This window comes from Pseudomonas sp. S07E 245, assembly GCF_019599025.1.
Lineage (GTDB): Bacteria > Pseudomonadota > Gammaproteobacteria > Pseudomonadales > Pseudomonadaceae > Aquipseudomonas > Aquipseudomonas shirazensis.
Genome location: NZ_CP080625.1, coordinates 2,108,662 through 2,125,377, shown reverse-complemented (window position 1 = coordinate 2,125,377; position 16,716 = coordinate 2,108,662). Strand labels below are relative to the sequence as shown.

Below are 16,716 nucleotides of genomic sequence, written 5' to 3'. Positions count from 1 at the left end.
ATGCAGGGCGCCTGCCTGGCGCCCTGCGCAGGAGATCAGCATGAAAGTCATCTACACCAACAACCCGGGCAGCGAGCGCGATACGTGCTATCGCCGTCTGGATCAGTTCTTCGGCGTGATCGACGGTGCTACCTCGGTATCCGTGCAGGGGAGTGCCCCGCACATCGGCGAGGCCTACCAGCGCCATGGCATCAGCGTGAGCGAGATCGAGGAAGGTCTGCGCCTGGATGGCCCTACCGTCGCTCAATGGGTGGGAGAGGGTTACAAGGCGTCGGCCTACCCACCGAGCGGCTACGCCCCGGTCAGCAGCCAAGCGGAGATCGACAAGGCGATTGAGGAGGAGGGTGGCGGCGATCCCGAAACTGATCCTCACAAGATGAAGGTCCCGGAGCTCAAAGAGTGGCTGACGGCCCAGGGCATCACCTTCGATCCCGCTCTCAACAAGCCCGAGCTGCAGGCCCTCATCCCGCCGAAGGAATAAGCCATGACCGACTTCATCACCGTCGCCGACGTCGACCAGGCACTGGGGCAGGGGTGGGCTGGCGAGGCTGATGGGGTCCTTGCCGTGACCATGGCCAACGCCTGGCTCACGGCTAAGATAAAGCGTGCGGTGCCCAAGGTGGTGCCGGATGCGATCATCACTGCCGGCGTACAGGTGGCCAAGCTGGCTGCTGACGGCAAGCTGTACAAGGACACCCAGCGAGAGGTGCAGAGCAAGACTGTATCAGCGCAGGCTGGGACGTCGACTAGCAAGACCTACGTCGCGGGGTCTGTTGATCGCTCGACCGGCGAGAACTTCGCTCTCGACCTCATCGCACCTTGGACCCGCCGCGCCGGCACCGTAATGCTCAAGAGGATCTGACCCATGGGCATGCGCGAAGAACTCCAAGCGGAGCTGGCGGAAGCGTTCGATGATCCAGACGGCCTTGGCGACGCGGTGAAGCCTGTAGCCGGATCCCGCACCCTGAAGGGCGGATATGACCCCGAGATCGGCGGCACTGTCCCGGCCTCGACCATCAGTTACGCCGGGCGCGGTGTGTTCGGTAGCTACCTGGCCAAGGAAATCGACGGCTCGCGCATCCAAACCGAGGACGTGAAGCTGCTGGTGCTGCAGAACGAATTGTTCGAGGGGCAGGCAAGCGCTGTAACCGATGTTCCGGCGCTGCCCAAGATCGGCGACCAGGTGAGCGGCTACCGCGCACTCAACGTGTCCCAGGACCCTGTCCAGGCGACTTGGACCATCCAGTTGAGGAAGTGATATGGCGCGTGGCTCACACATGGCCCAGCGATACGGTGGCCAGCAGGGCGGGTTTGCTGAAGCTATCCGGGCATTCGCCGAGCAGGCGGAGCAAGCCTTGGACGCTACCTTCCGCGAAATCGTGATCGAGATCGGCAGCAGCGTTATCCGCATGTCGCCGGTAGGCAACCCTGAGATATGGGCGGCTAACGTGGCCCATCGGGCCAAGGCAACCAGAGCCGCCGATGACTACGACTTCAAGGTCGCGGTCCGCAACACCCTGATCAACCTGAACCAGGACAACTTCACCAAAGCCGGCAATCTGCGCAAGGGGGTGAAGTACGCCAAGCCACTGACCAAGACCGAGCGCGAGCAGAACTTCGCCACCAATGGCCTGGTGGCGGGCCAGGGCTACGTCGGTGGGCGGTTCCGTGGAAACTGGCAATTCTCCATCGACTCACCTGCAACCGAAGAACTCGAGCGTGTTGACCCGTCAGGCAGCGAGGCGATCGCCGCGCTGTTGGCGCAGGTCCAGGCCCTGAGCATCGGCCAGACCGCGTACATCGTGAACAACCTGCCATACGCCATTCCGCTGGAGTACGGCCACTCAACACAAGCCCCAGCCGGCATGGTCCGGGTGACCTTGGCCAACTTCCAACGCATCGTCGACGAAGCCATCAGGAACAACAGCGTATGAGCCATGCACGAGCCCGCCAGGCCATCGAAATCATGTTGATGGCCTGGGCGGCGTCGCGACCGACCCGCGTTGCGAACTTCGAAGAGGGCTTCGAGCCGCAGCAGGATGAAACTTACCTGCAAGCTTTCCAGCTCCCCGGGGCGACTACCTGCCGATACCTGGGCGGCGAAGCTTACGAGTACACCGGTGTCTACCAAGTCAGCATCACTTGCCCTGCAGGCCAAGCCCTGGCCACAGCCGAAGCGCTGGTCGATGAGCTGTCCGCGCTCTTCCAGGTCGACTCCCCGCTCAGCCGTAACGGCTTCGAGGGAATGATCACCGAGCCGGTAGAGCAGGGCCCAACCATCACCGAATCGGCGACCTATATGGTGCCGACCAGCTTCACCTACCGCGGCGTCGCGGACCAATCGCCCATAGGGGCATAACCATCCGCCACCTGGCGGACCTTCAAGAGGAAATACCCCATGGCCGCACGCTTCCCGCTGCCTAACGGCGCCGTGCTGGAGATCGCACGCGTCATCGGTGCTGCTGTCCCTTTCACTGCATTGACCAATGCGAAGCCCCCGGTTGCTACTGCCGCAGATCACACGATCCAGAACGGCGACGTTTTGCTGGTTAACTCTGGCTGGGCGCAGATCAATGACCGCGCGGTCAAAGCCTCCGGAGTCGCAGAAGACGTTTTTGCGCTGGCCGGCCTGGATACCAGCGATGCCGAATACTTCACGGCAGGGGCTGGCGCCGGTTCGGTTTTGCCTGTCTCCGACTGGGTGCAAATCTCTAAGGTGACTTCATTCACCTCTGCCGGCGGTGAGCAGCAGTACACCACGGTGGGCTACCTGGAGGACGACGATGACAAGCAATATCCAGCCAACCGCAACCCGCGAACGCTCACTATTGTGGTCGAGGACCAGCCCACCTCACCTTACGTCGTGACCGTCGAGGGCTACGACGCCTCCAAGGAGCTGGCCGTAATTCGCATGAAGCTGCGCAACGGCGACCAGATCCTCTACCCGGGCTTCGTGAGCATCACCCCAGATCCAACCATGGAGCGAAATAACGTGATGACCCGAACCATCAGCGTGGGCCTTTCGGCTCGCTCCCTTCGTTATCTGGCCGGCGTGTAAGGGGCTCTCATGGCGAAGATCAAAATCGCGCAGAACCCGACGTTCACTGCCGAGGTGCAGGTGCCGCGCATCGGCGGCGAGGCGGTGCCAGTGGAGTTCGAGTTCCGCTACATGGATCGGGTGACTTTGGCGGGCATGTTCGACCGCTGGAACAAGGCCCGTGACGCTTGGGCGGAGAAGGCCAAGGCCGACAATGCCACCTGGGAAGAGGTGACCGCCGGCGAGATCGCCCTGCAGGCCGAGCAACTGAGTGAAATTGTCACCGGCTGGGATCTGGAGGACGAGTTCAGCCAGGAAGCGATCGTCAATCTTGTGCGCACTTGCACCGGCGCGCCGAAAGCGGTGATCGACTCCTTCCAGAATGCCTACAGCCCGGCACGCCTGGGAAACTGAGGGCGGCCGCCCGGGCTTGCTATGAGCAAGGGCCATCTGCCGAGCAATTGGCTGCTCTTGGCCTGACCCCAGGTGACATGGAAGAAGAGGAAGTGGAGGTGTGGCCAGATGCCTGGCCAGCCTTCCGCCTGTTCGACGCGATGGGCACTCAATGGCGGGTAGGCCCGGGCGGTGCGTCTGGCCTGGACTACACCGCCATCCCTGCTACCGCCTCGATGCTCGGCATCAAGCGCCGCGACCTCACTGAAATTTTCCCCGACTTCCGCGTGATGGAGGTTGAGGCCCTGGCCGTCATGGCCGAATCGCTGGAGTAGATCATGACTACCATTGCCTCTCTCGGTCTCCAGATCGACTCAGGTGACGCTGTTGAGGCAAAGGACAACCTCGATCAGTTGACGGACGCCGGCAAGCGCAGTGAAGAGTCCGCTGGCAAGATCGGTCGCGCATGGGAATCAGCTCTTGGCAGCCTGCAGGGTGACACCCGGCAGATCGTGCAAGAGCTGCAGAATCTCAACGCCAAGCAGGCCGAGCTGGCGCAGCAGATGGCCACTGTGGGGCGCGCTGTCACGACCGCTTCAACGGCGTTCAGCAGCGCCGCCGCGAACATGGGCGCCTTCCGGGCTGAGGCAGCGCAGGCTGGCAAGGCGCAAGAGGCGCTCACCGGCGCTACTGATGCCGGCGCGCAGGCAGGGCGACGCGCCGCAGAGTCGGCAGACGAGCAGCAAGCTCGGCTCCTGGCTGTGGCCAAAGCCTCTTTGGAGGCCAGCCAGTACGTTCAGTCGCTCAACCGGGCCACCGAGCACACGGTGGAGGTGACCTCTCAAGCGAATGCGGTGCTGTCGGACAGCGCCAGTCGCCAAGCGGCCATCAACAGCCGCGCACAGGCTCTGCTCGCTACAGAGGAGCGCCTGGCGCAGTCGGCGAAAAAGGCCGCAGGTGCCCACCGTGAGGAAGGCCAGGCGCTGGATGAGCTGCTTGGCAAGATCGATCCGACCGTGGCTGCCATGGGCAGACTCGACCAGATGGAACAGAAGCTGAAGGGATTCCGCGCAAGCGGTGCGCTCGATGCTGAGACCTTTGGCGAGTACCAGTCGAAGATTGACCAGGCGCGTACCGCGCTTGGCGGTGCAGACAGTGCACTCGGCAAGACCGGCATGACCGCGAAGGCTACTGCTGCGGCTCTGCGCGGCGTTCCTGCTCAGTTCACGGATATCTTCACATCGATCGCAGCAGGCCAGCCTATCACCATGGTCGCGCTGCAGCAGGGCGGCCAGCTCAAGGATATGTTCGGCGGGCTTGGCCCGGCAGCGCGTGCCCTGGGCGGCTACATCCTTGGTCTGATCACCCCCTTAACCGTGTCGGCTGCTGCTGCGGCAGCGCTTGGATATGCCTTCTACAAGGGGACTGAAGAGACCGATGCTTATAGCAACGCCCTGATCTTGACGGGTAACTCTGCCGGGCTGACTGCTGACCAGCTGGGCGGTATGGCCAAGCAGGTGAGTGCTACTGTTGGCACCACTGGGGCGGCTGCATCGGTTCTGGCTAGTTTGGCGGGTAGCGGTAAGATCGCCGGCGACAGCTTCATGGATGTTGCGCAGGCAGCTGTATCGATGGAGGAGGCAACAGGCAAGGCGGTTTCCGAGACCATTGCCGAGTTCGTCAAGCTGGCGGACGACCCAGTCAAAGCATCGGTAGCTCTGAATACCCAGTACAACTACCTGACGAGCTCGGTCTACTCGCAGATTACGGCACTTGAGCAGCAGGGCAAGCACGCAGACGCCGTCAAGCTGGCCACCGAAGCGTTTGCGGACGCCATCAACGAGCGCACTCCGAAGATCATCGAGAATCTCAGTTGGTGGGAGCGGGGCTACAACGCTGTCGCAAAGGCGGCGGACAACCTGAAAAACATCGGTCGATCAAGCATCGATGACGATATTGCTCGTATGGAGGAAAACCTGGCGAGCGCCCAGCGGGGCGATGTTGGGGCCTTCCAAAATCAGACGGAAATGGTCACGTTCTATACCGACCAGCTTCAGTTTTTGAAAGATAAGAAAGCAGCTCAAGAAGATATCGCTGCATTCGACCGCCAGGAGGCGGAAGCCAACGAGAAAACCATCAATGCTATGGCCAAGGTCGATGCCCTAGAAAAATCGGCTTGGACCAACGCCAAGAAACGCAGCGAGGCTAATAAAGAATATGAGAAATGGCTGGATGTAATCAGGAAGAAAAATCCAGACGATGCTCGGCTCAATCCAGAAACTGTAGCAAGGGTCCGCAGCAACATTGCTCAGAAGTACAAAGATCCCGCAGGCCGCACGGGGTCTGTGGACCTATCCGGATTCAACGACCAGAAAAACGCCCTCGCAGCCATCTTGGGCGAATACAAGAATCACCAAAAGGAACTGGATGCAGCACAGAAAGCAGGCTTGATCTCGCAGGAGTCGTATGCGGCGCAGCGCGCGGCAATCGTTGAGCAGCAGAAGGCCGAGGTAACCAACGCCTACGAGGCAGAGATCCGTGCACTGGAGGAGGCAAAAGGGCGCAGCAGCACCAGCGTCCAGCAGCGCATCCAGTTGGATCAGAAAATCGCTGACGCTCGGGCTGGCATGGTCAAGGCGCAAAAAGACGCTGACACTGAGCTGTCGGTGCTAGCGACCAATGAGCAGGGGCGGCTGGCCAAGCAGGCCAGGGCAGTGCAGACGTACACCGATGCACTCGACCAGCAGGTTAAGGCGCTGAGTTTGCAAGGACAGCGCTCTGCAGCAGGTCTTGGTCTTGGTGACCGCCAGCGCGGCCTGCAGGACCAGCAGAATGGCATCACTGATCGCATGAACCAGCAGCGCCTGGATCTGGCCAACCAATATGGCGATGGCTCGCGCGGCATGAGCCTGGATGAGTACAACCAAAAGCTGGCTGGGCTCAACAAAACCGAAAGGGACCTGCAGGAAACGACGGTCGCCAACTACAACTTGATGACAGAGGCCCAAGGCGACTGGCGCAAAGGCGCCTCGTCTGCCTTCCAGAACTACCTCGACCAAGCACGCGATGTAGCCGGGCAAACGAGGTCGCTGTTCACCAATGCGTTCTCCAGCATGGAGGACTCGGTCGTGAACTTCGCACTGACTGGGAAATTCTCGTTCGCCGACTTCACCAAGTCGATCCTTGCCGATATGGCGCGGATTGCCACCAGACAGGCTTCTTCTGGGCTGCTCGGGGGTCTGGTGAACCTCGGCGTCTCTGCCGCGTCGGCCTACTTCGGTAGTGGCGGCACCGGCAACGGTATGGCCGCTGGGTCGGCTGGCGCAACTTCGTCCAACCTCGGCGCCTCGCAGGCGGGCTACTCCAGCGCTTACTTTCCGCAAGCGCTGGGTGGCGCGTGGGCCAACGGCGTGCAGATGTTCGCCAATGGAGGCACGTTCACCAACTCGATCGTGAGCACGCCCACGGCCTTCGGTATGGCTGGAGGCAAGCTGGGTGTGATGGGTGAGGCAGGTGACGAGGCTGTAATGCCGCTCACGCGCACCGCCGGCGGGCAGTTGGGGGTGCGGGCCGTAGGTAGCGGGGGAGGCACCTCCATATCCATGCCGATGTCGCTCACCCTCGTTACAGAGGACCGGAGCAGCGAAGGCATGCAGCTGGACCAGCAGGCCCTGCAGCAGAACATGCAGGCTCAGATGAAGGCAGCAGGGGAGAAAGCCGTGGCTGACTCTTGGCGACCAGGTGGAATCAGCCATCGCAACGCACAAAGGAGAAGCTGATGGCCATTGAGACATTCCGCTGGCTTACCCAGCGAGGCGAAACGCCAGAAATCACATACCGGGTGCGCGAGTCCAAGTTTGGCGGTGGCTACAAGCAAACGGTCGGTGATGGTCCGAACAACAAGGAAGACAGCTACCCGATCACGGTCACCGGTCCGAAGGCGAAGATCAAGCAGGCATCTGATTTTCTGGACCGGCACGGGGGTGCCAAAGCCTTTCTCTGGAAAACGCCAATGGGGGATCTGGGGCTGTTCACCTGTGCTGACCCAAAGCCTACTCCTGTCGGGGGTGGGGTATTCAAGCTCACCGCCACATTCCAACGCGCATACCACCCCTGAGAAAACCTCATGTCACTGATTCGCGATATTCAGTTGCTCGAGCCTGGCAACGAGGTACTGCTGTTCGAGCTGGACGGCTCCGACTACGGCGCGGATGTGCTGCGCTTCCATGGGCATGCAATCCCCCATACGCCCGAGGAGTTGGCCGCTGCCGGCACAGATGCAGACCAGCTGCCAGCGAAGTCCATCTGGTGGCAGGGCAACGAGTACAGCGCCTGGCCGATGCAGATCGATGGTATCGAGGCCAATTCCGACGGCACCGCGGTAAGGCCGACGCTCCAGGTGGGCAACGTCAATGGGCGGATAACCGCGCTGTGCCTGGCATTCGACGACCTGCTTGAGTTCAGGCTCACCCTTCGGCTGACGTTGACGCAGTACCTGGACGCCGAGAATTTCCCGGCGGGCAACCCCAATGCTGCTCCCTCCGAGGAGAGCATTGAGGTTTGGTTCATTGACCAGAAGACCCAAGAGAACGGCGAGACCGTAGCCTGGGAGCTTGCCAGCCCGGGTGATGTAGGCGGCGAGACGATCGGGCGGCAGATGACGACGCTGTGCCACTGGGCAATGACCAATGGCTACCGTGGTCCGGACTGCGGTTACACCGGGCCGTACTTCGATTTCGACGGGAAGCCCACGGACGACCCCGCCAAGGACGAGTGCAATGGCTGTCTGGACTCAGGCTGCGTTGTGCGGTTCGGCCAAGGCAATCAAATCCCATTCGGCGGCTTCCCAGCCGTGTCCCTGATCGCCAGGAGCTGACCATGCGCAAACACATTCTTGCCGCAGTGCAGCAGCATGCAGCGGCGGAGTACCCGCGCGAGTGCTGTGGGCTGTTGCTGGCCGTGGGCCGCAAGCAGGTTTACTTCCCGTGCGCGAACGTGGCCACCGAGCCGACCGAAGAGTTTCGGATCGCGCCGGAGCAATACGCCGAGGCAGAAGACCAAGGCCAAGTGATCGGCATTGTGCACTCGCATCCTGATGCGACCAGCAGGCCGTCGCCGCGTGACCTGGCCATGTGCGAGGCAACGGGGCTGCCATGGCACATCCTGTCTTGGCCGGAGGGCGACCTGCGCACCATCACCCCAACGGGCGAAACGCCGCTGCTGCGCCGGCCCTTCGTGCACGGCGTATGGGATTGCTGGCAGGTCTGCGCGGACTGGTACCAGCGCGAGCTGGGGCTGGAACTACCAACCTATGCCCGTGAGGACGGGTGGTGGGAAAATGCCGATGGGCCGAGCCACTACGAGGACTGCTACGAGGCTGCAGGCTTCTACCAGGTTGATCGTCCAAAGCGAGGCGATCTGGTCGTTATGGCCATAGGGCGCACGGCGCACCCGAACCACGCAGGTATTTTCCTGGGCGCTGATCCCGCGTTGCCAGGGGAGCAGGCCGAGGTGTTCGGCCCCGGCCCGTTCTTGCTGCACCACCTGTACGGCAGGCCATCAGAAATCATCGTTTTCGGCGGGCCTTGGCTCGACCGGACGCGCCTTGTGTTGCGTCATCGGGACGCGAAGTAATATGGAAGCACTACAGGAGGAATTATGCCTACAAATCAAGATCTTCAATTGCAAATAGATCAGTTGAGGTCCCTGGTCGGTACGCTTTCGGCAGAGGTAGGTGCTCTGCGCAGTGAGCTGAGGAGCCACCAGTATGACGCCCCCTGCGACAGGAGCGCCAAGATAGAACCACCTAGCAGTGACTGAGCTTGTTGGCCTCCTGAATGGCGAGTGCCAAGGCCTCACCCAGGGATAGCTGTTCATATGGCTTGCCTGGTTTAATCTGGACAGTCACTTCGGCATGCCTCTCCACATCGGAGATTCTCACCGAGATAATTTCGCCTCCCGTTATGTGCGTAACCGTCACGTGGTTTAGCTTAAAGGCCATTCCTATTCCTCCTAGTTTAAACCCCAGTCCATGGGCTTTGCGGCAACGGACCGGGGCGGTTCGTTTGGGATCAGCTAGTTTTGGTTCGAACGATTAGACGCCACAAAATCGGAACCGATTGATCCTGATGCTGATGCCTGTTTTGCGGCGGAAATGGATCTCGAGCATTCGAAGTGATCTCGTCGCCGCAGCCTTCGCAGCGGTATATCCCAGAGACAGGTACGCGATCCCCTGGCTCATAAAACGTGTTCCAGTGATCATGACCGGGCGATGTGGTCTCAGTGATGAATCTTCTGGTGTATTGCGTAACAAAAGCCATAGCGCCTCCTTTCATTGGCGGCCTAACGCTACTACGGCTCAATCCAATTTCGTTACTGGCATTTCATCCACGCTGGATGCTTGGCCAGTCCGGCTTCTACAGTCCTGCGTTTCAAGGAAATAAAGAGCTGAACCCCGCCAGCGCGGGGTTTTGGAGTTGGCATTTCGAACCCCCAGCGCTAGGTGATAGCATCCTGTCATTGTCATGGAATGGCCGTGGCCAGTAAGCATGGAGTTCAAATGTTTGTCGTTCGATTGCTGGTGTTGGGGTTTCTCGCTTCCTTCAGCTACGCCATGGGCACCGAGCGGGGAGGGCTGAATGCCTTCGGTACGCTCATGGCCTTCAGCGGGATCATCTTCATTCCTGCCCTATACATGCTGCCCACAATTGAGGCATCGCTGCGCAAGAGCAATAACTTGGGAGCAATTGCTGCACTCAATTTCTTCTTGGGCTGGAGCCTGCTTGGCTGGGTTGCCGCGCTTATTTGGGCATTCAAGAATCCATCTCCGGTGGTTATCACGGCACAGCCCGTTGATCCTATCGAGACTGCTATCGAACCAGCTGCTGATCATGGCCAGAGACCTAAAAAAGACTGCCCGTTCTGCGGGGAAGAGGTGCTGGCGGTGGCGATCAAGTGCAAGCACTGTGGTAGCGACCTAGCTGCGGAGGGTGTCGCATGAAGTTTTTTCTCTTATGCGTTGGGCTTACCCTAATGGCAGGGTGTGCGACGTCTGCTACTCCTGTCGGGGAGGCCGAACCCGTTCCTCTCGACGAGCTTTATGCTTATCAGCAGAAGCCAGCCGGGGATAGTGGGACTTTGACGGTAGTACGCGATTCAGGCGCTCTTGGATCAGGCTGTGATGTCGTGGTGTACATCGATGGCCGCAGATCGGCCAAAGTTGGCCCCGGGCAGCGGGCGAGCTTTTACCTGCCACCAGGTCAACCGAACATCGGGATTGGTCTTGCGGAGTCAGGGCTGTGCAGCGGAATGGCTGTGCGTTCGATAACCGGAAAGGTGGAGGCCGACCATTCAAGCTTGTATCGAATAAGTGGCGATGCCGGTGGTGTCTACATCGGACCGTTTATTGAGTACCGCTGACAGAACCGCCTTCGGGCGGTTTTTTATTTTGGAGAGATCATGATCGCGACTGCAGCTCACTACCAGCCTTTTACCTCAATCAAGCTGTCGGGATCCCTCGCGCAGAAGTTCGGGAGGTTGCATCGCCGCTTGCTCGAAGAGGGAAGCGTGCTGGAGGTTTTCCGCGCCCTGAAGGCAACGGTGCCAGGGTTCGAGGAGGAAATTAAACGGCTCAGCGGCCTGGGCATGCGGTTTGCTATTTTTCGCAACAAGAGGAACGTCGGCGAGGGTGATCTATCAAGAGGGGGAGCCCGCGAAATTCGCATTGTGCCAGTGATTGGCGGGAGCAAGCGTGGCGGAATCATCCAAACGATACTGGGCGCAGTGATGATTGTTGCGGGCCTGTTCCTTTCCGCTACTCCGTTTGGTGCGCCGCTTATTGGTGCGGGCATAGGGCTCGTGGCAGGTGGTGTCATTCAAATGCTCAGCCCCCAAGCCAAAGGCCTTTCCCAGAGTGGTAGCCCCGCGAACATGCCGTCCTACGCTTTTGGCTCAGCCAAGAACACCACTGCCAGCGGCAACCCGGTACCGATCTGCATCGGCAGGCGCCGCTGGGGCGGGGCGATCATTTCCGCCTCGATCTACGCCCAAGACAAGGCGTAGCAGCCCGCAAGAAACAACATCAGCCGCCTCGAGCGGTTTTTTTACGCCTGGAGGAAAGCATGGGCGCAGCAGCTCACCTGGTGATTGCCGGGGAAAAAGGTGGCGAGAAGAAGCCGAAAACCCCGGTAGAGGCGCCGGACAGCCTGCGCTCGACCAACATCGCCAAGATCCTTCTGGCAGTGGGCGAGGGGGAGTTCGACGGCACGCCAACTGATCGCGACATCTACCTCGACAACACGCCGATCATGGATGCCAGCGGCAACCTCAACTTTCCGGGCGTGAAGTGGGAGTGGCGGCCAGGCAGTGTCGAGCAGGAGTACATCAAGGGCATCCCATCGATCGAGAACGAGACCACGGTCAACGTCGAGCTGCGCAGCGATAATCCTTTCACGAGATCGCTGAGCAACACCCAGCTTTCCAGGTTGCGTCTGCGATTCGCCTGGCCGCGCCTGGCAAAGCAGGACAAGAGCAGCGGAGATACAAACGGCTACCGCATCGAGTACGCGATTGATATCGCCACTGATGGCGGTGCGTTTGTCGAGTCCCTGCGCGGCGCAGTAGATGGCAAGACCACGAGTGGCTATCAACGCTCCGAGCCTGTGACCCTCCCGCCGGCCACTGCAGGGTGGTCCTTTCGCGTGCGCCGGCTGACCCCCAATGCCAACGACGGCCTGATCGCGGACACGATGACCATCGCGGGTTACACCGAGATCATCGACCAGAAGATCCGCTATCCCAACACCGCGCTCCTCTACATCGAGTTCGATGCCGAGCAGTTCCAGAACATCCCGGCTGTGACCGTCAACTGCAATGGCCAGCGCTGGCCGGTGCCGAGCAATTACGATCCAGTGACCCGGACCTACACCGGTGTTTGGGACGGCACCTTCAAGCTGGCCTGGACCAACAATCCGGTTTGGGCCACCTACGGCTTGTGCGTCAACGATCGCTTCGGGCTGGGCAAGCGCATCCAGTCATGGATGGTCGACAAGTGGGAGATGTACCGGATCGGCCAGTACTGCGATCAGCTGGTGTCGAACGGCGTGGGCGGCATGGAGCCGCGCTACCTGTGCGACCTGAACCTGCAGGGCAAGGCTGAGGCCTGGACGCTGCTACGCGACCTGTCCGCAATCTATCGCGGGATGGTGTACTGGGCGCAGGGCTCGCTGTATATGCAGGCGGATATGCCGCGCGCGCAGGATATTGACTACACCTTCACCCGCTCCAACGTCATTGACGGCGACTTCGTTTACGGCGGCGCGGGGCGCGACACGCACTACAGCCGAGCGCTGATCAGCTACGACAACCCGGCCAACAACTACGACACCGACGTGATCCCCGTCACCGACAACGCGCTGCAACGCCGGTACCGGGATCGGCCCATCGAGATATCGGCAATCGGCTGCACTCGCGCAAGCGAGGCCCAGCGCCGCGGTAAGTGGGCGCTGCTGAGCAACAATCAGGACAGAACCGTTTCCTTCAAGACCGGCATGGAAGGGGCGAACGTGTTGCCGGGCTTTGTCATTCCGGTGGCTGACGAGCTGGTCGCCGGCAGGCCGAATGGCGGGCGCATCTCCGCTGTCGCGGGCCGTACCGTGACTCTGGACCGTGACACGCCAGTGAAGGCGGGCGACCGCCTGATCGTCAACTTGCCGAACGGCACCGCCCAGGCGCGGACTGTGCAATCTGTCGCTGGCCGCGCCGTGACGGTGACCACGGCGTATACCCTGCAGCCCGAGCCGCAGCTGCAGTGGGCGATTGACTACGAGGACCTGGCTGTTCAGTTATTCCGGGTGCTCAAGCGCAAGCGCACCGCCGAGGGCGAGTACGAGTTCACCGCGCTGGAGTTCAATCCGAGCAAGTTTGCAGCGATCGACAACGGCGCCAAGCTGGAAGAGCGCCCGATCAGCGTCATCCCGATCACCACGGTGCCCGCGCCGGCCAGCGTTACGCTGACTTCCGGGTATGCAGTTGACCAGGGCATTGCGGTCAGCACCATGACGATCGAGTGGCCGGCTGTTGAGGGTGCGGTCGCCTATGACGTTGAGTGGCGCAAGGACAACGGCAACTGGATCCGTTTGCAGCGCGTCGGCGCAACATCCGTCGACATCACTGGCATCTACGCTGGCGCCTACCTGGCGCGCGTGCGAGCGGTGAGCGCATTCGATATCACGTCGATCTGGCGGGATTCATTGCTGACGGAATTGAAAGGCAAGGATGGCGTGCCGCCCTCGGTCACCTTCCTGGCTGCCGAATCACTCCTGCTCAGCATCGCTATCAGGTGGGGTATCCCGCCGGGTGCCGAAGACACCCAGCGCACTGAACTCTGGTACAGCCAGAGCAACAACCTGGAGACGGCAACCAAGCTGGCCGACCTGGCCTACCCGCAGGCTGAGTACGTGATGCAAGGCTTGAGGGCTGGCGTGTCGTTCTTCTTCTGGGCTCGCCTGGTGGACCGAACCGGCAACATTGGACCGTGGTACCCGGTTGGCGGCGGCGTGCTGGGCCAGTCTGGATCGGATGCCAGCCCTGTGCTGGAGCTGATCAGTGGCCAGGTGACCGAGAGCGAGCTTGGCCAGGAGTTGCTGAAGGAAATCGAGAAAATCTCAGGCGACTTCCCTGGCTCGGTCAATGACCGGATCAACGAAGCGAAGCAGGAGCTCGAGGAACTGATCACCGAGTTGACCGACCCGCTCGAGTACGTGCCAACCGACGCCTACGCCAAGGATGACGCAGTGCGCAGCGGCCGGCGCTTGTACATGGCCATCGTCCCTGTGCCGGCTGCAGCCGACGGCAGCAACGCTCCGCCGAATCCGACCTACTGGGTAGACATCGGCAGTATTGCCGCGACGGCCAACGGGCTGGCGCAGGCTGTGGCCAAGAACACCACCGACATCGCCGCGGTGGACGGCAAGATCACGGTGACAGCAGCCATGCTGCAGGCCGTGCAGTCCGCCTACCGCGACGACAATGGCGAGGGTGACCTTGCCGATGCGATGCGGGGTTGGAATACGCTGGCCAAGGTGTCGGAAGAGTCGCGCACCAGGGCAACTCAGAACGAAGCGATGGCCAGTCGTATGGTCACGGTCGAGGCGCGTGTTGGTGAGAACACCGGCAGCATTCGCAGCCTTGAGCAGACCGTGGTGACGAATGAGCAGGCTACGGCAAGCCGGTTCAACGACGTCAACACCAAGGTCGGCAGCAACACGGCTGGCATCTCGCAGTTGGAGAAAGCCGTTACCGACAACGAAACGTCTACAGCTTCTCGGCTGCAGACGGTCAACGCGAGAGTTGATGATGCTGAGACGGCGATCAGCGAGGAAGAGCTGGCGCGGGTAACCGGTGATGAGTCGCTCGGTCAACGCCTCGGGATCATGGAGGCGTCGTTCACCTCTCCTCAGGGCGAGCGTGACGACAATGGCGAAGGCGATCTGGCCGGCGCGCTCAAGTCATGGGAAAGCACTGCGAAGATCGCCGATGAATCGAAGGTGCGGGCAACCGCTGTCGACGTCCTGGCGCGCCGCTCCGAAACATTGGAAGTATCGATCGGCGAGACCAATGCGACAGTGCAGACGGTCAGCCAGGCCCAGGCCGCACTCGACGGCAAAGCCAGCACCATGTGGTCGGTCAAGATGCAGCTCAACTCCCAAAACCAGTACGTCGCCGCCGGCATCGGCCTTGGCATCGAGAATGGCCCAGCAGGTTTGCAGAGCCAGTTCCTGGTGTCGGCAGACCGGTTCGCCGTGGTCAACGGCATCAATGGTGTGCTGGCCTCGCCATTCGCGGTGCAGGGCGGGCAGGTGTTCATCAACGAGGCGTTCATCGCTGACGGGACGATCACCAACGCCAAGATCGGCAGCTTCATCAGCTCGACCAACTACGTGGCGGGGCAGCAGGGCTGGATCCTGAACAAGGCGGGCACGTTCGAGATCAACGGCACGGTCGCCGGGCTTGGGCGACTGACCTTCAACAATCAGCGCCTGCGGATCTTCTACCCGAACGGGAATCTCGCGATCGATCTGGGGATAAACGTATGAGCACCGGGCTGAAGATCTACGACCCAAGCGGCCTGCTGATGCTCGACATGACAAGCTCGATCAGCCAGATGCTTGGCTATGTGGACACGGGGGCGGCCAGTGGGTCGCTCTCGATCCCGCTGGCGCCGCCGGGAAAGACGCTTTTCTACGCGATTACCGAACTGTCTGCGCAAAACAAGTACCTCGGCAAACGCCCAGGCGTAACGCTTACGCCCGGCTCGACCACGGCAACCTTGTCTTGGCAGTACTCCTACGCCGGAGGCTGGGGTTTCTATTCGCTCAACTGTCGAATCCACTATGGGTATTACTGATGTCTGCAGGAATGAAGGCATGGAAGGAGGACGGCTCTCTCCTATTTGACACAGAGAAGATCACTTACGGATTACTGAAGAGCGGCAACTTGGCTTTCCTGCTGAACTGGCCGCGACTTGAGTATCGCTCGGCCAGCCTTCCGCCAAACGAAGGAAGCAGTTACAGCGAGTCGTCAGTAGTGGATGCCATTCATGGGTTCAGTGTGGATGGGGCGGTGGCGCCAATCGTGTTCATCGTGGGCACCGGCATCTCGTGCGGGTCCAGCAAAACCGGAAATACGACGACCTTCTACTACATCGGTGCGAGTCCTTCGACGAAGTTCTACTACTTCGACACCATGCGGAACACGCTCAGTGGTGCGGGGCTGAAGTGCTACAGCGAAGACGGCACCCTGACATTCAATTCGTTGCAGTACCCGCTGAACATTGTGAGCACCGTTCGCGCCCCGGCCCCGCCCCCGCCGGGTTCTTCAGGCGGGGTGGCCACCTACAGCGTGCCTTTCGCTGGGGCATCCAGGCTTGCCACGCGCTTCATCAGCTCAGGGGTCTATTACTGCGTCTCCAGGGTGTTCATCCCTATTGGCTCGGGAGAGTTCGCGACGGCGACTACGTTCTCGAGAAGTTTTGGTCAGGCAGCGATGGACAGCATGTCTGCTGGAGGGACATTCCCAGCGCGTGGAAATCAGCAGGCGCATATGGACGGTGCCTATGGAGCAGAAGGAGGGATCTACTTCATGTCATGTGACGCAGCCAGGACAACGATGTACTGGGGGGCGCAATTTACCTACAACGCCTACTACAGCATACCCACGGATAGATACCCGGAAGCGCTTGTAATACGCACGGACAACCTTCCATTTCCATTCAATTAAATCGGAGC

The 16,716-nt window shown here is 60.7% G+C and carries 17 protein-coding genes; all 17 read left to right on the top strand.

What is annotated here, in order from left to right; all coding sequences use genetic code 11:
- Positions 1–40: 40 nt before the first annotated feature.
- Positions 41–481: a hypothetical protein gene (locus K3F44_RS09780; protein ID WP_220633918.1), complete on the top strand. Its 441-nt coding sequence runs from the start codon at positions 41–43 to the stop codon at positions 479–481.
- A 3-nt stretch (positions 482–484) separates the two neighbouring features.
- Positions 485–862 (top strand): hypothetical protein, encoded by a 378-nt coding sequence (locus tag K3F44_RS09775; RefSeq protein ID WP_220633917.1) that lies wholly within the window; start codon positions 485–487, stop codon positions 860–862.
- Between the two features lie 3 nt (positions 863–865).
- Positions 866–1,258: a hypothetical protein gene (locus K3F44_RS09770; protein ID WP_220633916.1), complete on the top strand. Its 393-nt coding sequence runs from the start codon at positions 866–868 to the stop codon at positions 1,256–1,258.
- Position 1,259: 1 nt separating this feature from the next.
- Positions 1,260–1,934 carry a hypothetical protein gene (locus K3F44_RS09765; RefSeq protein ID WP_220633915.1) on the top strand — a complete coding sequence of 225 codons (675 nt, stop codon included), beginning with the start codon at positions 1,260–1,262 and terminating at the stop codon, positions 1,932–1,934.
- Entirely contained in the window at positions 1,931–2,359 is a 429-nt protein-coding gene (locus tag K3F44_RS09760; RefSeq protein WP_220633914.1) for a phage tail terminator-like protein, read from the top strand. Before K3F44_RS09765 ends, K3F44_RS09760 begins: the two co-directional genes overlap by 4 nt.
- A gap of 39 nt (positions 2,360–2,398) precedes the next feature.
- Positions 2,399–3,058: a phage tail protein gene (locus tag K3F44_RS09755; protein ID WP_220633913.1), complete on the top strand. Its 660-nt coding sequence runs from the start codon at positions 2,399–2,401 to the stop codon at positions 3,056–3,058.
- Positions 3,059–3,067: 9 nt separating this feature from the next.
- Complete coding sequence (locus tag K3F44_RS09750; RefSeq protein WP_220633912.1) at positions 3,068–3,451, top strand: phage tail assembly chaperone; 384 nt, start codon at positions 3,068–3,070, stop codon at positions 3,449–3,451.
- Positions 3,452–3,498: 47 nt separating this feature from the next.
- Complete coding sequence (locus tag K3F44_RS09745; protein ID WP_259407051.1) at positions 3,499–3,765, top strand: DUF1799 domain-containing protein; 267 nt, start codon at positions 3,499–3,501, stop codon at positions 3,763–3,765.
- 3 nt (positions 3,766–3,768) lie between these two features.
- The gene (locus K3F44_RS09740; protein WP_220633911.1) at positions 3,769–7,209 is read left to right on the top strand and encodes a phage tail tape measure protein; all 3,441 of its coding nucleotides are present in this window, start codon (positions 3,769–3,771) and stop codon (positions 7,207–7,209) included.
- Positions 7,209–7,547, top strand: coding sequence for a phage tail protein (locus tag K3F44_RS09735; protein WP_220633910.1), 339 nt, complete (start codon positions 7,209–7,211; stop codon positions 7,545–7,547). Before K3F44_RS09740 ends, K3F44_RS09735 begins: the two co-directional genes overlap by 1 nt.
- A gap of 9 nt (positions 7,548–7,556) precedes the next feature.
- Positions 7,557–8,306: a phage minor tail protein L gene (locus K3F44_RS09730; protein WP_220633909.1), complete on the top strand. Its 750-nt coding sequence runs from the start codon at positions 7,557–7,559 to the stop codon at positions 8,304–8,306.
- A gap of 2 nt (positions 8,307–8,308) precedes the next feature.
- A complete protein-coding gene (locus K3F44_RS09725; protein WP_220633908.1) occupies positions 8,309–9,064 on the top strand; it encodes a C40 family peptidase in 756 nt (251 codons plus the stop codon).
- 925 nt (positions 9,065–9,989) lie between these two features.
- The gene (locus K3F44_RS09720; RefSeq protein ID WP_220633907.1) at positions 9,990–10,430 is read left to right on the top strand and encodes a superinfection immunity protein; all 441 of its coding nucleotides are present in this window, start codon (positions 9,990–9,992) and stop codon (positions 10,428–10,430) included.
- Between the two features lie 458 nt (positions 10,431–10,888).
- Positions 10,889–11,491, top strand: a complete 603-nt coding sequence (locus tag K3F44_RS09715; RefSeq protein ID WP_220633906.1) for a tail assembly protein — start codon at positions 10,889–10,891, stop codon at positions 11,489–11,491.
- A 59-nt stretch (positions 11,492–11,550) separates the two neighbouring features.
- Positions 11,551–15,525, top strand: a complete 3,975-nt coding sequence (locus K3F44_RS09710) for a phage tail protein (RefSeq protein ID WP_220633905.1) — start codon at positions 11,551–11,553, stop codon at positions 15,523–15,525.
- Positions 15,522–15,836: a hypothetical protein gene (locus tag K3F44_RS09705; protein WP_220633904.1), complete on the top strand. Its 315-nt coding sequence runs from the start codon at positions 15,522–15,524 to the stop codon at positions 15,834–15,836. The genes K3F44_RS09710 and K3F44_RS09705 overlap by 4 nt, the downstream gene beginning before the upstream one ends.
- The gene (locus K3F44_RS09700; RefSeq protein ID WP_220633903.1) at positions 15,836–16,708 is read left to right on the top strand and encodes a hypothetical protein; all 873 of its coding nucleotides are present in this window, start codon (positions 15,836–15,838) and stop codon (positions 16,706–16,708) included. Before K3F44_RS09705 ends, K3F44_RS09700 begins: the two co-directional genes overlap by 1 nt.
- Positions 16,709–16,716 lie beyond the last annotated feature (8 nt).

Bases quoted from the DNA above. Each gene is read 5' to 3' on its own strand.
- K3F44_RS09770 (WP_220633916.1), top strand. From the start codon at position 866: ATGGGCATGCGCGAAGAACTCCAAGCGGAGCTGGCGGAAGCGTTCGAT.
- K3F44_RS09775 (WP_220633917.1), top strand. From the start codon at position 485: ATGACCGACTTCATCACCGTCGCCGACGTCGACCAGGCACTGGGGCAG.
- K3F44_RS09760 (WP_220633914.1), top strand. From the start codon at position 1,931: ATGAGCCATGCACGAGCCCGCCAGGCCATCGAAATCATGTTGATGGCC.
- K3F44_RS09725 (WP_220633908.1), top strand. From the start codon at position 8,309: ATGCGCAAACACATTCTTGCCGCAGTGCAGCAGCATGCAGCGGCGGAG.
- K3F44_RS09720 (WP_220633907.1), top strand. From the start codon at position 9,990: ATGTTTGTCGTTCGATTGCTGGTGTTGGGGTTTCTCGCTTCCTTCAGC.
- K3F44_RS09740 (WP_220633911.1), top strand. From the start codon at position 3,769: ATGACTACCATTGCCTCTCTCGGTCTCCAGATCGACTCAGGTGACGCT.
- K3F44_RS09730 (WP_220633909.1), top strand. From the start codon at position 7,557: ATGTCACTGATTCGCGATATTCAGTTGCTCGAGCCTGGCAACGAGGTA.
- K3F44_RS09780 (WP_220633918.1), top strand. From the start codon at position 41: ATGAAAGTCATCTACACCAACAACCCGGGCAGCGAGCGCGATACGTGC.
- K3F44_RS09735 (WP_220633910.1), top strand. From the start codon at position 7,209: ATGGCCATTGAGACATTCCGCTGGCTTACCCAGCGAGGCGAAACGCCA.
- K3F44_RS09705 (WP_220633904.1), top strand. From the start codon at position 15,522: ATGAGCACCGGGCTGAAGATCTACGACCCAAGCGGCCTGCTGATGCTC.
- K3F44_RS09765 (WP_220633915.1), top strand. From the start codon at position 1,260: ATGGCGCGTGGCTCACACATGGCCCAGCGATACGGTGGCCAGCAGGGC.
- K3F44_RS09710 (WP_220633905.1), top strand. From the start codon at position 11,551: ATGGGCGCAGCAGCTCACCTGGTGATTGCCGGGGAAAAAGGTGGCGAG.
- K3F44_RS09715 (WP_220633906.1), top strand. From the start codon at position 10,889: ATGATCGCGACTGCAGCTCACTACCAGCCTTTTACCTCAATCAAGCTG.
- K3F44_RS09700 (WP_220633903.1), top strand. From the start codon at position 15,836: ATGTCTGCAGGAATGAAGGCATGGAAGGAGGACGGCTCTCTCCTATTT.
- K3F44_RS09755 (WP_220633913.1), top strand. From the start codon at position 2,399: ATGGCCGCACGCTTCCCGCTGCCTAACGGCGCCGTGCTGGAGATCGCA.
- K3F44_RS09750 (WP_220633912.1), top strand. From the start codon at position 3,068: ATGGCGAAGATCAAAATCGCGCAGAACCCGACGTTCACTGCCGAGGTG.